This window comes from Streptomyces sp. NPDC107538, assembly GCF_055657445.1.
In genome coordinates this window covers 82648-97315 of the sequence record NZ_JBVKAY010000009.1, presented here as the reverse complement: position 1 = coordinate 97315, position 14668 = coordinate 82648, and the positions used below count along the sequence as shown (strand labels likewise).

General features: G+C 71.6%; 13 protein-coding genes. 6 read left to right on the top strand and 7 right to left on the bottom strand.

Annotated elements, in window-relative coordinates:
* Positions 1-130: 130 nt before the first annotated feature.
* From ACZ7MG_RS29610 to ACZ7MG_RS29600, 3 genes are read right to left on the bottom strand one after another with little or no spacing between them, the layout of a single operon-like run.
* Positions 131-1384 carry an ABC transporter ATP-binding protein gene (locus ACZ7MG_RS29610; RefSeq protein WP_471393159.1) on the bottom strand — a complete coding sequence of 418 codons (1254 nt, stop codon included), beginning with the start codon at positions 1382-1384 and terminating at the stop codon, positions 131-133.
* Positions 1377-2024, bottom strand: coding sequence for an ABC transporter permease (locus tag ACZ7MG_RS29605; RefSeq protein ID WP_471393162.1), 648 nt, complete (start codon positions 2022-2024; stop codon positions 1377-1379). The genes ACZ7MG_RS29610 and ACZ7MG_RS29605 overlap by 8 nt, the downstream gene beginning before the upstream one ends.
* Before the next feature lie 22 nt (positions 2025-2046).
* Complete coding sequence (locus ACZ7MG_RS29600) at positions 2047-2529, bottom strand: Lrp/AsnC family transcriptional regulator (protein ID WP_471393165.1); 483 nt, start codon at positions 2527-2529, stop codon at positions 2047-2049.
* A 122-nt stretch (positions 2530-2651) separates the two neighbouring features.
* Here ACZ7MG_RS29600 and hppD point away from each other — a divergent pair, with 122 nt between their 5' ends.
* On the top strand, positions 2652-3797 hold the full coding sequence (gene hppD / locus ACZ7MG_RS29595; protein ID WP_471393168.1) for a 4-hydroxyphenylpyruvate dioxygenase: 1146 nt from the start codon (positions 2652-2654) through the stop codon (positions 3795-3797).
* Positions 3798-4031: 234 nt separating this feature from the next.
* Here the strand turns inward: hppD and ACZ7MG_RS29590 are convergent, their stop codons facing one another.
* The gene (locus ACZ7MG_RS29590) at positions 4032-5459 is read right to left on the bottom strand and encodes a tetratricopeptide repeat protein (RefSeq protein WP_471393171.1); all 1428 of its coding nucleotides are present in this window, start codon (positions 5457-5459) and stop codon (positions 4032-4034) included.
* A gap of 90 nt (positions 5460-5549) precedes the next feature.
* On the opposite strand from ACZ7MG_RS29590, the gene ACZ7MG_RS29585 reads away from it, so the two are divergent.
* A complete protein-coding gene (locus ACZ7MG_RS29585) occupies positions 5550-6956 on the top strand; it encodes an FAD-binding oxidoreductase (RefSeq protein ID WP_471393174.1) in 1407 nt (468 codons plus the stop codon).
* Positions 6957-6984: 28 nt separating this feature from the next.
* On the opposite strand, the gene ACZ7MG_RS29580 is transcribed toward ACZ7MG_RS29585, so the two are convergent.
* Positions 6985-7398, bottom strand: coding sequence for an SsgA family sporulation/cell division regulator (locus ACZ7MG_RS29580; protein ID WP_471393177.1), 414 nt, complete (start codon positions 7396-7398; stop codon positions 6985-6987).
* Positions 7399-7691: 293 nt separating this feature from the next.
* Here ACZ7MG_RS29580 and ACZ7MG_RS29575 point away from each other — a divergent pair, with 293 nt between their 5' ends.
* Both ACZ7MG_RS29575 and ACZ7MG_RS29570 read left to right on the top strand, forming a co-directional pair.
* A complete protein-coding gene (locus ACZ7MG_RS29575; RefSeq protein WP_471393179.1) occupies positions 7692-9374 on the top strand; it encodes an RDD family protein in 1683 nt (560 codons plus the stop codon).
* Positions 9375-9459: 85 nt separating this feature from the next.
* Positions 9460-10146 carry an RDD family protein gene (locus ACZ7MG_RS29570; RefSeq protein WP_471393181.1) on the top strand — a complete coding sequence of 229 codons (687 nt, stop codon included), beginning with the start codon at positions 9460-9462 and terminating at the stop codon, positions 10144-10146.
* A gap of 131 nt (positions 10147-10277) precedes the next feature.
* On the opposite strand, the gene ACZ7MG_RS29565 is transcribed toward ACZ7MG_RS29570, so the two are convergent.
* The gene (locus tag ACZ7MG_RS29565; RefSeq protein WP_471393184.1) at positions 10278-10574 is read right to left on the bottom strand and encodes a hypothetical protein; all 297 of its coding nucleotides are present in this window, start codon (positions 10572-10574) and stop codon (positions 10278-10280) included.
* Positions 10575-10954: 380 nt separating this feature from the next.
* Between ACZ7MG_RS29565 and ACZ7MG_RS29560 the strand changes: the two genes are divergently transcribed.
* Positions 10955-13306: an immune inhibitor A domain-containing protein gene (locus tag ACZ7MG_RS29560; protein WP_471393187.1), complete on the top strand. Its 2352-nt coding sequence runs from the start codon at positions 10955-10957 to the stop codon at positions 13304-13306.
* Between the two features lie 135 nt (positions 13307-13441).
* Entirely contained in the window at positions 13442-13804 is a 363-nt protein-coding gene (locus tag ACZ7MG_RS29555) for a hypothetical protein (protein WP_471393189.1), read from the top strand.
* 193 nt (positions 13805-13997) lie between these two features.
* On the opposite strand, the gene ACZ7MG_RS29550 is transcribed toward ACZ7MG_RS29555, so the two are convergent.
* The gene (locus ACZ7MG_RS29550) at positions 13998-14585 is read right to left on the bottom strand and encodes an isochorismatase family protein (protein ID WP_471393192.1); all 588 of its coding nucleotides are present in this window, start codon (positions 14583-14585) and stop codon (positions 13998-14000) included.
* Between the last annotated feature and the right edge of the window lie 83 nt (positions 14586-14668).

The window sequence follows — 14668 nt, the reverse complement described above, 5'->3', positions numbered from 1 at the left end:
GCATCCGCCCCGGCGGCGGGGCTACCGGTCGTCGGACCTGCCCCGGCGGAGGGCCTCCCGGTCGTCGGACTCGCCCCGCCGCCGATGGCCTCCCCGGCGGCGTCTGCCGTGGCGCCCGTCTCGGCGGCCGTCACCCCGCCCCCACCCCCGTCTCTCCGTCGCCCGCCTGCCCGGGCCGGGGCCGCCCGGTGCCGGATTCCTCCCGCTCGTGCTGGTGTTCCAGGGCGTTCAGTCGGTCCGTCTCCAGGAGGCCCCGGACGGAGGCGATCAGGGTCACCATGTCCACCACGCCGGTGTACGCGCCGTCCGGCCCGGTGACCGCGACCCGCCCCGAGCTGTCGGTCAGTACGGCCTCCAGGGCGTCCCGCAGGGTGGCGTCCCCGGTGACGGTCCTGCGGACCGGGGACCCGGCCCGCCCGAGCGACCCCTCGCCGCGCCCCGCCCCCGTCAGATCGTCGCGTCGCAGCCACTTGAAGGGGCGTCCGCTCCGGTCGAGGAGCAGTAGTTCGTCCGTGTCGCCGGCCCGCAGCCGTTGGAGGATCCGGCGCGGTGGATCGTCCGCCCCGGCCGTGGGCCAGTCGGTCACCTCGACGTCCCGTACGCGGGTCAGGCCGAGCCGTCGCAGCGTGACGTCCCCGCCCACGAAACCGGAGACGAAGTCGTCGGCCGGTCCGGCGAGGATCGCCTCCGGGGTGTCGAACTGCGCGATGCGCGACCGCTCCCGCAGGATCGCGATCCGGTCGCCCAGCTTGATCGCCTCGTCGAAGTCATGGGTGACGAACACGATCGTCTTGCGCAACTCGCGCTGGAGCCGCAGCAGTTCGTCCTGGAGGTGGTCGCGGGTGATCGGGTCCACCGCCCCGAACGGCTCGTCCATCAGCAGGACGGGCGGATCGGCGGCCAGTGCCCGTGCCACGCCCACCCGTTGCTGCTGGCCCCCGGAGAGCTGCCGGGGATACCGGCCGCGGAACTCGCCCGGGTCGAGCCCCACCAGCTCCAGCATCTCCGCCACCCGCGCCCTCACCCGGGACGCGGACCAGCCGACCATCCTCGGTACGAGCGCGATGTTCTGGGCGACGGTCATGTGCGGGAAGAGCCCCGACGACTGGATGGCATAGCCCACCTTGCGCCGCAGCTTGACCGGATCAATGCCGGTGACCTCCTCACCATTGATCCGGATGGAACCACTGGACGGCTCGATCAACCTGTTGATCAGCTTGAGCGTCGTCGACTTCCCGCAGCCGGACGGCCCGACGAGCACGACCGTCTCGCCCGCCTTGATCGTCATATTGACGCTGTCGACGGAGGGTTGACGACTGCCTGGATATCTCTTGCTGAGGTTGACCAACTCGATGGTGGCCCCCGCCACACCGTTCTCAGCCACGGATCCCCCTCGGAATCGTCAGCCGCCCGAGCAGCACGTACGCGGCGTCGAACAGCAACGCCAGGGCGACGATGCCGAGCGTGCCCGCGAGCACCTGGTTGAGCGCGTTCGCGCTGCCCAGGGAGGCGATACCGCGGAAGATCTCGTTGCCGAGGCCCGGCCCGGAGGCGTACGCGGCGATCGCGGCGATGCCCATCAGCATCTGCGTGGAGATCCGGATCCCGGTGAGGATCGGCGGCCAGGCGAGCGGCAGTTCGACCCGCAGCAGCCGCAGGGAGCGGGACATCCCGATGCCCTTCGCCGCGTCCACCAGCGCCGGATCGACCCCGCGCAGACCCACGATCGCGTTCCGGACGACCGGCAGCAGCCCGTACAGCGTCAGCGCGATCACCGTCGGGGCCACACCGAGGCCCACCACCGGGATCAGCAGGCCGATCATGGCGAGGGAGGGGACGGTGAGGAGGCCGGCGGTGGTGGTCGTGGCGAGCGAGGCGGCCCACTCCCGCCGATAGCTGACGACCCCGACGAGAACCCCGACCGCCGTGGCCACGACCATGCACTGGAACACCGCGCTGGCGTGCTGATACGCGTCGAACAGCAGTTTCTCGCGGTAGCTGCCGACGTACTCCCAGAAGCTCACCGGCGCGCACCCCCAGGTTCGGCTAGGTCGTCGTCTCCCGATCCTCCGCCGCCTGCTCCACCAGCGGGATGATCCGCAGCGGAACGGGGTTCTCCATGACGATCGCCGTGGCGGCCCGGACGATGCCATCAAAACCGACGACCCGGTCGATCACCCGCTGGAGATCGGCGTTCGACCGGGCCACGAGCCGGCACAGCATGTCCCCGCTGCCGGTCGTCGTGTGCAGTTCCAGCACCTCCGGCACGGTCGCCAAGTGGGCCCGTACGTCCGGCCCTTGCCCCTGCCGGATCTGCAGCGTCGCGAACGCCGTGACCGGGTAGCCCAGCGCGGCTGGATCCACCTGGGGGCCGAACCCGCGGATGACTCCATTCGACTGAAGCCGGTCGAGCCGGGCCTGCACGGTGCCCCGCGCGACCCCCAGCCGCCGCGACATCTCCAGCACGCCGATCCGCGGCTCGCGCGCGAGCAGGACGATCAGCCGCCCGTCCAGATGATCGATCGCCATGAGGTCTCCCGAGGTGGTCATCCTGTACAGAACAAGCCCGAGCGCGGGCATCCCGCTGTGCAGATTGTCCAGCAGAAACGCGAACTGTTGCGCACCTTGCGGGCACGGAGGAGTCTGCGGCCATGACGCAGACCACGCATCACACCCCCCACACCGCACGGCAGGCAGACCCCTTCCCGGTCAAGGGAATGGACGCGGTCGTCTTCGCCGTGGGCAACGCCAAACAGGCCGCCCACTACTACTCCACCGCGTTCGGCATGCGCCTCGTCGCCTACGCCGGCCCCGAGACCGGCAGCCGCGAGACGGCGAGCTACGTCCTGGAGAACGGCTCGGCCCGGTTCGTCCTCACCTCGGTCGTCAAACCCGCCACCACCTGGGGGCACTTCCTCGCCGAGCATGTCGCCGAGCACGGTGACGGCGTCGTCGACCTCGCCATCGAGGTCCCGGACGCCCGCCGCGCGTACGCCTACGCCGTCGAGCAAGGCGCGCGGTCCGTCACCGAGCCGTACGAGGTGAAGGACGAGCACGGCACGGTCGTCCTGGCCGCGATCGCCACGTACGGCACCACCCGGCACACCCTCGTCGAGCGCACCGGGTACGACGGGCCGTACCTCCCCGGCTACGTCGCCGCGAGCCCGCTCGTCGAGCCGCCCGCGCACCGTACGTTCCAGGCCGTCGACCACTGTGTCGGCAACGTCGAACTCGGGCGTATGAACGAGTGGGTCGCGTTCTACAACCGGGTCATGGGCTTCACGAACATGAAGGAGTTCGTGGGGGACGACATCGCCACCGAGTACAGCGCGCTGATGTCGAAGGTCGTCGCCGACGGCACGCTCAAGGTCAAGTTCCCCATCAACGAGCCGGCGATCGCGAAGAAGAAGTCGCAGATCGACGAGTATCTGGAGTTCTACGGCGGCGCGGGCGTCCAGCACATCGCGCTCAACACGAACGACATCGTGCGGACGGTGCGGACGATGCGGGCGGCGGGGGTCGAGTTCCTCGCCACGCCCGACTCGTACTACGACACGCTGGGGGAGTGGGTCGGGGACACCCGGGTGCCCGTCGACACCCTCCGCGAACTGAAGATCCTCGCGGACCAGGACGAGGACGGGTATCTGCTGCAGATCTTCACCAAGCCGGTCCAGGACCGGCCGACGGTCTTCTTCGAGATCATCGAGCGGCACGGGTCCATGGGCTTCGGCAAGGGCAACTTCAAGGCACTGTTCGAGGCGATCGAGAGGGAACAGGAGAAGCGGGGCAACTTGTGAGGGGCGCCTAGTGGCTCGGGGGGTGCGGGTCGCTTTGGCGGGTGCGGCTCCGGTGGGGCTTCTCGCGCAGTTCCCCGCGCCCCTAAAAGCCCAGGCCCCCCGCGGCCCTGAAAGGCAACCGGCAGCGGGCCTGAAAAGCAAGGGGCGCAGCCCGGGCTTTTCAGGGGCGCGGGGAACTGCGCGAGAAGCCCCACCGGGCCCGCGGTCGCCGACGAACCCGCACCCCCCGACCTCTCACGCGACCCGCCCCCCACCCCCCGCGACATACGGATTCAACCGCCGCGCCTCCTCCAGATGCCGCCGCGCCGGACCCGCCAACCCCAAGGCCTGCTCGATCACCCCCCGGTGATACGAGTAGGCCGCACTCCGCACCTCCCCACCCCGCGCCCGATCCGTCGCTCGCCGGGCGAACCCGAGCGCCTCCCCGTCAGCCCCGGCACGATGCAAGGCCCACCCCAGCGCATCGGCCACCCGCAACCCCGGCTGACGCTCCCACTCGCCCCGCAGCACCCGCACCGCCACCACCGGCGACCCATGGTCCGCCTCCAGCGCCCCGAGGACGAGCGACTCGTTCACCCCGGCCGCGGCGGACCGCGCCACCAGCGCCCGCACCACCCCGTACTGCTCCCTGGCCTCCCGCTCCCGCCCCAGCGACTCGTACAGCTCGCCCAACCGCAGCGCGACCCGCGCGGACGGCCGCCGGTCGAGGGAGGCCCGGTACGCCCGCACCCCCTCCGCCGTCCGGCCCAGCGCGGTCAGTGCCCGCCCCCGGCACGCCTCGCCCTCCGGCTCACCCCGCGCGGCCGAGCAGTACCGCAGCGACTCCGCCGCCTCCCCCCGCTCCCAGGCCAGCTCCCCGGCCCGTACCCACCACGCGGCCCCCGCGGCCGTCGGCCCCGCCGTCGTCGTCTCCGAGGCCGCCGCGTCCGAGAGCGCCACGGCCGCGTCCTCGCGCGCCCCCTGGTCCCAGGAGACCTGCGCGGCGCGCACCCGCGCCACCGGGCCGGAGTTCAGGGTGAGGAGCGTGGCCAGGCTCGCGCGGGCCTTCTTGTACCGGCCGAGCCCGTCGTACGCGTCGACGAGCTGCGCGTACGAGGTCCAGCGCCGCGGCGCCACCCGAACGGCCTCCTCGCCCCAGTGTTTCGCGGTCCGGAAGTCACGGCGGGCGTTGGCGAGGGCGGCGAGGCCTTCGAGCGCGTCCGCGTTGGCGCCGGGCCGCAGCCGCAGCGAGGTGCGCAGGGCGCGTTCGGCGCGGGGATAGTCGGCGACGGCGCCGGTCCGCAGCGCCCGTTCCGTGTACGCCGTGCCCAGCACCGCCCACGAGACGTGGTCGCGGGGCCGGGCCCGTACCCGGGCCTCGTGCTCCCGGACGGTCGCGACGACCTGGGGCAGCGCGACAGGCACCCCGGCCGCCACCCCCGCCCCGGCCGACCGGCCCCCGGGCCCGGCCGCACCCCGCACACCCGCCACCCGCCCGGAGTCACCGCCACCCCCGTCCGACGGCACCACCATCAGCACGCCCCCGAGCACGAAGCACCCGGCGACCGCCCAGGCCACGCCCCGCCCCCGCTCCATCGCCCCGCCCACCCCGCGCCCCAGCCCCCGTACCGCCCGTACGACCCGCGCCGTCCGTACCGCCCGCTCCTGGTTCTCCACAGACATGCCGCTCACTGTGCGTCAATACGACGACCACATCCCGCACCCGAACGCTCGCGCCGACGGGTTCACACCGATGGCCGCGAGTGCGAACCTGTGATCATGAGCCGTATCCAAGCCCCGAGTGACGAGACGACCGGCAACCTCGTCGACCGTCTGCTGAGCGGCCTGCCGGCGGAGGCGGTCCTCACCGACGCGGACGTCACGGCCTCCTACGCGAACGACATGGCGAGCTTCTGCGAGGCGGGTGCCCCGGCGGCCGTCGTCCTGCCCCGGACCGTCGATCAGGTGCAGCACGTCATGCGCGTCGCCACGGAACTGCGCGTCCCGGTGGTCCCGCAGGGCGCCCGCACGGGCCTGTCCGGCGGCGCCAACGCCTCCGAGGGCTGCGTCGTGCTGTCCCTGACCAAGATGGACCGGATCCTGGAGATCAACCCCGTCGACCGGATCGCCGTCGTCGAACCCGGCGTCATCAACGCGGCCCTCTCCCGCGCGGTCGACGAGCACGGCCTGTACTACCCGCCGGACCCCTCCAGCTGGGAGATGTGCACGATCGGCGGCAACATCGGCACGGCCTCCGGCGGGCTGTGCTGTGTGAAGTACGGGGTGACCGCCGAGTACGTCCTCGGGCTCGACGTCGTCCTCGCCGACGGACGGCTGATGTCCACCGGCCGGCGCACCGCGAAGGGCGTCGCCGGCTACGACCTCACCCGGCTCTTCGTCGGCTCGGAGGGCTCGCTCGGCATCGTCGTCCGCGCGACCCTCGCCCTCAAGCCGAAGCCGCCGCGACAGCTGGTGCTGGCGGCGGAGTTCGCGTCGGCCGCGGCCGCGTGCGACGCGGTGTGCCGGATCATGGCCGGCGGGCACGTCCCGTCACTGCTCGAACTCATGGACCGTACGACCGTCAAGGCCGTCAACGACCTCGCGCACATGGGACTGCCGGAGACGACCGAGGCGCTGCTGCTCGCCGCCTTCGACACCCCGGACCCGGCCGCCGACCTCGCCGCGGTGGGGGAGCTGTGCGAGGCCGCGGGCGCCACCCAGGTCGTCCCGGCGGACGACGCGGCCGAGTCCGAACTGCTGCTCCAGGCCCGGCGGATGTCGCTCACCGCGCTGGAGGCGGTCAAGGGCACGACGATGATCGACGACGTGTGCGTGCCGCGCTCGAAGCTCGGGGAGCTGATCGAGGGCGTGGAGCGCGTCGCCGAGAAGTACGACCTGACCATCGGGGTCTGCGCCCACGCCGGCGACGGCAACACCCACCCCACCGTCTGCTTCGACGCGGCCGACCCCGACGAGTCCCGGCGCGCCCGCGAGTCCTTCGACGAGATCATGGCCCTCGGCCTGGAACTCGGCGGCACGATCACCGGCGAGCACGGCGTGGGCATCCTCAAGAAGGAGTGGCTGGCGCGGGAACTGGGCCCGGTGGGGCTGGAGATGCAGCGGGCGGTGAAGTCCGTCTTCGACCCGCTGGGCATCCTCAACCCGGGCAAGCTGTTCTGACCCCCCGGGCCCCGTCCGCGTACCGGCCTCACTGGGCCAGGAGTTCGGCCAGGCCGTCGTCGATGCGCAGCATGTCGAACTCCGAGCCCGGCGGCACCACCCGCAGCGTCCGCTCCAGCCAGGCCGACACCGCGGCGGCCGGCGCCTCCAGCAGGGCGTCCCCGTCCGGTGAGCTGAGCGCCATCAGCACCACGCTCCGGCCCGACACCTTCGTCGGCCACACCCGCACGTCCCCGTGCCCGCACGGCCGGAACACCCCCTCCACCAGCAGCTCCCGCGCGAACGTCCAGTGCACGGGCCGGTCGGAGTTGATGTGGAAGGTGATGTGCACGGCGTACGGGTCGTCGCTGCGGAAGCCGAGCTTGGCCGGTACGGGGATACTGCGCTCGGGCGACAGGACGAGCCCGACCTCCAGCTCGCGCTCCACTACGGTGTGCCGCATGGTGGGTTCCTCTCTCGTGTCTCGTAGATCGTGCGAAGGAGCCCGGTGAGCGGGCCCGTACGAGTGAGAGGGGCGGGGGCCCCGAAGCATTACGCGGATTCGCGAAACTTTTTTCCGACGAGTCCACCGACCACCCAACGCCGACCGGCTTCCGGTACCCGGTGGCCCCCTCGGCCCGTAGCAGATCCGTGCGCGAATGGGGCGGGTCCGGAGGCAGCGGTCATGGACCGTGCCGACGTCTGGTAGATCTGGATCCCTCCACCAAACCCACGAGCAGATACGGGACGACGGACATGAGCGCCCCAACCCCGGCCCCCGGCGACGACAGGCCCCGCGAAGGGTATTACCCGGACCCGTCCATTCCTGGATATGTCCGGTACTGGAACGGCTCCGCCTGGGTGCCGGGTACGAGCCGTCCGGCGCCCTCCGACGGAGAGCCGCTCGCCCCGCCGCCCGGCTCCGGCCCGTCCGGCGCCGTGGAGGAGACGGGCCCGCACTTCTTCGACGAGGACCCCGCGGCCGACGGCGAGCCGGGCCGGGCGGCGGCCGACAAGCCCCTGCACGGCATCCGCCCCGAGCCCGCCTCCGCGTGGGGCGCCGACCGCTCCCGGCAGACCGGGTTCGGCGGCGACCAGGACCGCCGGGTGTCCTGGGGTTCGTCCGGCGGTGTGGACCCCCGGCTCTCCCTCTCGTCCGGCCCCGGCGCCGACACCGGCGCCCCCGCCGCTCCCGGTGACTCCGGGCCCACGGCGAGCACGGACGGTACGGCGACGATCCCGCCCGCGGACGCCGACGACGAGGCCGGGTCCACGCCGGGCACGGTGGTCTTCCGGCGGCCCGACACCTCCGGGGGCCCGGCCGACGGCGGGGAGGCCGCGCGGTCGGAAGGCACCATGACGTTCGGTCCGCCCTCCTCGCGCGCCGGGCGGCAGGACGAGGGCGCTCCCGCGTCCCCCGCCCCGTTCGGCTCACCCCTGACACCCGCCCAGGTCGCCGCCCAGCAGGCCCTGGGCCTCGCCCCGCAGTCCGCCGCGCCCGCGGCGGCACCGTCCGGACCCCAGCAGGGGCCGCGGAGTCCCCAGGGCGCGCCGGCCCCGCAACAGGGCCCGCAGCCGAGCGGCACCGCCCCGTCGGCTCCGGCGGCCCCGGCCCCGGCGGCGATCGCCCCGGCCGCTCCCGTGGCTCCGGCCCCACGCCAACCCGAGCCGCAGCAAGCCCCGTTCGGCGGCGCCTTCCCGCAGCAGGCCCCGCAGAGCCAACCGGTCGCGCCCGCCCCGCAGTTCCCCGAGCCCACGCCGGGTGTGCCCCCGCAGGCCGCCGCCCCGCAGTCGACCGAGCCGCCTCCCATGGCCGTCGGCTCCGGTGGCGGGCAGCCCTCCTGGGCCCAGCAGGTGCACCGGCTGGCCGGGGGCGAGGCGGAGCAGTCGCCCGTCGCGCCGTGGAAGCCGGTGGTGGAGGACCCCTTCCAGGCGGCGGCGCGCCGGCAGTCGGAGGCCAGGCCCGCCGGGCTCGGCAGACGGCTGGCCGCCCGGCTCGTGGACAGCCTGCTCGTCGGCGCCGTCACGGCCGGGGCCGCCGTGCCGTTCGGCACCAAGGCGATGGATCACATCGACGGGAAGATCGACGCGGCGAAGCTCTCCGGCGAGCGGGTCACCGTCTGGCTGGTCGACGGCACGACCTCCGTCTACTTCGGCATCATCCTCGGCGTCCTGTTCCTGGTCAGCGCGCTCTACGAGGTGCTGCCCACCGCCAAGTGGGGCCGCACCCTCGGCAAGAGGCTGCTCGGCATCGAGGTCCGGGACATCGAGGGCCTCGAACCCCCGTCCTTCGGGGGCTCCCTGCGCCGCTGGCTCGTCCACACCGTCTCCGGGCTGCTCGGCATCGGGCTGCTCGGCGTCCTGTGGTGCGTGTGGGACAAGCCGTGGCGCCAGTGCTGGCACGACAAGGCCGCACGCACGTTCGTGGCGGGAAGCTAGCCGTACGGGAGGCCCGCTGGGGGGGCGTACTCCGTACGGCCCCGTGCCGGATGCGGAGCCGGGGGGTTCGGGGTCGACTCGGGCCATGAGTAGCGAACCGCCGCCCTTCGGCTCCGGTCAGTCCCCGGACGACGACCGGTTCAGCAAGCAGCCGCCCCCGCCGCACCAGGGCGGCGGCTCCCCGTACGACCCGCCGCCCCAGCAGCCGCCGTACGGGGGCGGCCAGCAACCGCCGTACGGCAGTCAGCCGCCTCCCTATGGCGGAGGTCCCTACGGCGGTGACCCCTACGGCGGTGGGCAGTACCCCAACGACCCGCTGTCGGGCATGCCGCCGCTCGCGGACAGCGGGAAGCGGGTGCTGGCGCGGATCATCGACATGATCCTGGTCGGGATCGTGGTGGTGCTGCTGGCGTGGGCGTTCCGGATCAGCCAGTACACGGTCGACTCGGACGACTTCGAGTTCGGCAAGTCCCTGGCACAGGAGGCGCTCGCCGCGGTCCTCTACATCGCGTACGACACGTACTTCTCCGTCAAGAACGGCCAGACCCTCGGCAAGAAGCTGTTCAAGCTGCGGGTGGCGAACCTCGACGACGGCTCCACGCCCTCGGTGCAGACCGCGCTGATCCGCGCGGCCGTGCTGTGGATCCCCTTCGCCTTCTGCTGCGCCTGTATCTGGACGGCGATCGCGGGCGGCTGGAGCTTCTTCGACAAGCCGTACAAGCAGGGCCTGCATGACAAGGCGGCCAAGACGGTGGTGGTCAGCACCGGTTGAGCACCCGCACCCGTGCACACACGCCCACGCACGCGCACACGACAACGGCGGGTCCGTGCCACACGGGCCCGCCGAAGCGTTTCAGCAAGCTGTCACCGATTGGCTGTCACCGAGTGCCGGTTCGGACGGCTTCAGGACCCCGTCGGCTCGTGCACCGGCTGTCGTACCGCCTCGGGCTCCTTGACCGTCTCGGTCGCCGGGGCCGGGGCCGGGGCGGCTGAGACGCGGGAGCGGCGTACCACCATGCCCGGCGCGGGCTTGGGCAGCGGCACGGTCAGGGCGACGAGCAGGCCCAGGGCCAGGGCGGACAGCGCGATCACCGCGATGCCCGCGCCGGAACTCGTCTGGGACAGCAGCAGCATGGCGAGGGTGGACAAGATCACGGTGCAGGAGCCGTAGGCGAGCTGTGCGGTCGTCGGACGAGGCATGGCAATCGTGTCCTCGGGTGGGAATCAAAGGTGAAGCAGTGCAGTCGGCTTGGCTTCCGCCGACCTCCGGCGTTCCGCCAATCGACTCTAATCGCCAGGGTGCCCGAGTGGAGCGACGGGTAAGCGTGACCTGACACACGGTGCCGGGTGCACAGGGGGCGCACGGAGTCATGGCGGGCCGCGCATAACGTCCGGGTAACGAACAAGCGCTTCCTCTGGACGCCGATAATGCACTTGACCTGTCCAAGTCAAGATCTGTCTTTTATCTCGAAACTCCGGTCGAATGACGTCACTTGACTACACGCGTATACCGCGCGCGGACTCCTCCACTTCCCGGGGCCATCCCCTTCCGCGCGAACGGACGCGGGGGAGGACCTCAAGTGACCAGTAGACCCTGGACGTACAGAGCGGCGGCCATCGGCGTCGCGGTCGCCACGGCGGCGGCGACCATGTCCGTCTTCACCGTGGCGCAGGCCGCGGACACCACGCCGGCGGCCGTGGACCGGCAGGACCCGGCGGACCACCAGCACGCCGACGACCACGACCTCGAAGGGCCCCTGAGCAAGACTCAGGAGGCCCAGCGCGAGGAGGCCCTGCAGCAGGTCATATCCGGCGACGCCACGGTCAAGGACCGTGACGGCTCGCAGGTCGTGCAGCTGAAGAGCAAGAAGGGCAAGAGCAAGTACGTCGAGCTCGGCCGCGAGAAGACCGACAAGATCTTCACGATCCTGGTCGAGTTCGGCGACGAGATCGACTCCCGCTACGGCGGCACCCCCGGCCCGGCGCACAACCAGATAGCCGAGCCGGACCGCGCCCAGGACAACTCCACGGCCTGGCAGGCGGACTACGACCAGGCCCACTTCCAGGACCTGTACTTCGGCACCGGCAAGAACACCGAGTCGATGAAGAAGTACTACGAGAAGCAGTCCTCGGGCCGCTACTCGATCGAGGGCGAGGTCTCGGACTGGGTCAAGGTCCCCTACAACGAGGCCCGCTACGGCAACAACAAGTGCGGCCAGTCCACCTGCTCCAGCGTGTGGAACGTGGTCAGCGACGGTCTGACGTCCTGGGTCGCCCAGCAGAAGGCAGCGGGGCGCACCGACGCGGAGATCAAGGCGGACGTCGCCGAGTTCGACCAGTGGGACCGCTACGACTTCGACGGCGACGGCGACTTCAACGAGTCCGACGGCTACATCGACCACTTCCAGATCGTGCACGCCGGTGAGGACGAGTCCGCGGGCGGCGGCGCCCAGGGCGAGGACGCCATCTGGGCACACCGCTGGTACGCGTTCGGCTCCGACGCGGGCGCCACGGGCCCCGACGGCAACAAGCTCGGCGGCGCCAAGATCGGTGACACCGGCATCTGGGTCGGCGACTACACCATCCAGCCGGAGAACGGCGGACTCGGTGTCTTCGCCCACGAGTACGGCCACGACCTCGGTCTGCCGGACCACTACGACACCCAGGGCGGCGACAACTCCACCGGCTTCTGGACCCTGATGTCCTCCGGTTCCTGGCTCGGCACCGGCAAGGACGCCATCGGCGACCTCCCCGGCGACATGACCGCCTGGGACAAGCTGCAGCTCGGCTGGCTCGACTACGACACGGCGAAGGCCGCGACGAAGTCGAGGCACAAGCTGGGCGTCGCGGAGTACAACACCAAGGACAAGCAGGCCCTGGTGGTGGAGCTCCCGAAGAAGGAGGTCACCACCGAGATCGTCGAGCCGGCGCAGGGGGCGACCCAGTGGTGGAGCGGCAGCGGTGACAACCTCGCCAACACGCTGACCCGTTCCGTGGACCTCACGGGCAAGTCCTCGGCGGCGCTGACCCTCGACGGCTGGTACGACATCGAGGCCGAGTACGACTACCTCTACACCGAGGTGTCGACCGACGGCGGCGCCAACTGGACGCCGATCGACGGCACGGTGGACGGCGCGGCGATCCCGCGCGACGCCAGCGGCAAGCCCGCGCTGACCGGTTCCTCCGCCGCGCACACGAAGCTGTCGTACTCCCTGGACGCCTACGCCGGCCAGAAGTTCGACCTCCGCTTCCGCTACCAGACCGACGGCGGCGTGGCCCCGAAGGGCTTCACGGCCGACTCGATCGTGGTCACCGCGGACGGCTCCGCCGTCTTCTCGGACGACGCGGAGAGCGCGGACGCGGCCTGGACCGCCAAGGGCTTCTCCCGCGTGGGCGCGTCGATCACCGACGACTACGCGCAGTACTACATCGCCGAGAACCGTCAGTACGTGTCGTACGACAAGACGCTGAAGGTCGGCCCGTACAACTTCGGCTTCTCGACCACGCGTCCGTCCTGGGTGGAGCACTTCGCCTACCAGAACGGTCTGTTGATCTGGAAGTGGGACACCTCGCAGGCGGACAACAACACCAGCGTGCACCCCGGTACGGGTCTGGTCCTGCCGGTCGACTCGCACCCGGCGGCGCTGAAGTGGGCCGACGGCACGGTGATGCGCAGCCGGATGCAGTCCTACGACTCGCCGTTCAGCCTCTACCGCACCGACGGTCTGAAGCTGCACAAGGCGGACGTGCTGACGACGATCCCGTCGTCGGCGGGTGTGTCCACGTTCAACGACCGGACCAGCACCTACTACGACGCGGCGGCCCCGCTCGCCGGTGTCAAGATCACTGACACCAACACCAAGATCGACATCGTCAAGGAGGCCGAGGACGGCTCGACGATCACGGTCAAGGTGGGCCCCGCGGTGAAGTAAACGGCATTTCCGCAGGTCAGAGCATGTTCGGCCGTGACCCTCTTGGCGGGTCGCGGCCGGACGTGTTTAGGTGCGGGGTGTGGTCTTCTTATTGACACCGACATCGACTCTGACGCTCACGGGGGTGTGACCTGCATGGCCGCAGGAGGTTTCTGCAAGCTGCCGGACGGCAATGTCGTCGTCGCCCTGAACCTGCCGGGGGCGACGGCGCCGGGCACGCCGGGCACCGTCTGGGCCCCGGCCGACGACGGCTCCGTACGGGTCCTCGTCCTGGCCGCGAACCGCGCCCGGGCCCTGACCCGGCTCCGCAACCTGGGCATGCGAGCGGTCTACCTCCGCGGCAACGCGGCGCCCCCGACCCCCGACGAGATCACCGCCGTCCTCCACCACCCCGACGGCCTCATATGGCGCACCTCCCCGGTCTGCCCCGCCTCCACGACCCCGGAGCTCTGGCACCCGATCAGAGCGCTCCTGAGGAGACCGACGCTACGGGTGTGACCGCCGACCGAGGCCGGTCCAGCGGGGCTCCCCGGCCACTCCATTCCGCCGCGGCGGTGATCAGCCACGACGGTGGATCTCGGCGGTGCCGTGTCTGCCGCGAGCTGTGAAGTCGTCCGGCGGCCAGGGCGCGGCTCGGCCGCGCACGGTGAGCGGGGAGGGGGCGGGCCGCCCCTGGCCCGGTGCGGGTCCGCTACACCACCGGCTTGCCCGAGAGTTCCACGCCTGCCTGGCGCAGGTCTTCCAGGGCGCGCTCCGTGGTCTCCTCGGCGACGCCGGCGGTGAGGTCCAGGAGGACGTGGGTGCGGAAGCCCTCCCGGGACGCGTCGAGGGCGGTGGCCCGTACGCAGTGGTCGGTGGCGATACCGACGACGTCGACCTCAGTGATCTCGCGGGCGCGGAGCCAGTCCGCGAGGGTGACGCCGTTCTCGTCGGCGCCCTCGAAACCGCTGTAGGCCGCGGAGTACGCCCCCTTGTCGAAGACCGCGTCGACCGCCCCGGAGGCGATCACGGGGGCGAAGTTCGGGTGGAAGCCCACGCCCTCCGTGCCGGCGACACAGTGGGCGGGCCAGGAGTGGACGTAGTCCGGGTTGTCCGAGAAGTGGCCACCGGGTGCGATGTGGTGGTCACGGGTGGCCACGACGTGCTGGTAGCCGGGGCCGGCCGCCTGGCCGATCAGCTCGGTGACGGCGGCGGCCACATCGGCACCGCCGGCCACCGCGAGGCTGCCCCCCTCGCAGAAGTCGTTCTGCACGTCGACGACGATCAAGGCGCGGCGCATGGTGTCGGTGTCCTTACGACTCTTCGGTTCTCGGGTGTGGGTGTGGGGGTGAGTGCGGGTCGGGTGCGATGGGAAACTGCGAA

Coding starts and splice junctions, on each gene's coding strand:
- hppD (WP_471393168.1), top strand. CDS start 2,652: ATGACGCAGACCACGCATCACACCCCCCACACCGCACGGCAGGCAGAC.
- ACZ7MG_RS29570 (WP_471393181.1), top strand. CDS start 9,460: ATGAGTAGCGAACCGCCGCCCTTCGGCTCCGGTCAGTCCCCGGACGAC.
- ACZ7MG_RS29590 (WP_471393171.1), bottom strand. CDS start 5,459: ATGTCTGTGGAGAACCAGGAGCGGGCGGTACGGACGGCGCGGGTCGTA.
- ACZ7MG_RS29565 (WP_471393184.1), bottom strand. CDS start 10,574: ATGCCTCGTCCGACGACCGCACAGCTCGCCTACGGCTCCTGCACCGTG.
- ACZ7MG_RS29580 (WP_471393177.1), bottom strand. CDS start 7,398: ATGCGGCACACCGTAGTGGAGCGCGAGCTGGAGGTCGGGCTCGTCCTG.
- ACZ7MG_RS29550 (WP_471393192.1), bottom strand. CDS start 14,585: ATGCGCCGCGCCTTGATCGTCGTCGACGTGCAGAACGACTTCTGCGAG.
- ACZ7MG_RS29600 (WP_471393165.1), bottom strand. CDS start 2,529: ATGGCGATCGATCATCTGGACGGGCGGCTGATCGTCCTGCTCGCGCGC.
- ACZ7MG_RS29575 (WP_471393179.1), top strand. CDS start 7,692: ATGAGCGCCCCAACCCCGGCCCCCGGCGACGACAGGCCCCGCGAAGGG.
- ACZ7MG_RS29555 (WP_471393189.1), top strand. CDS start 13,442: ATGGCCGCAGGAGGTTTCTGCAAGCTGCCGGACGGCAATGTCGTCGTC.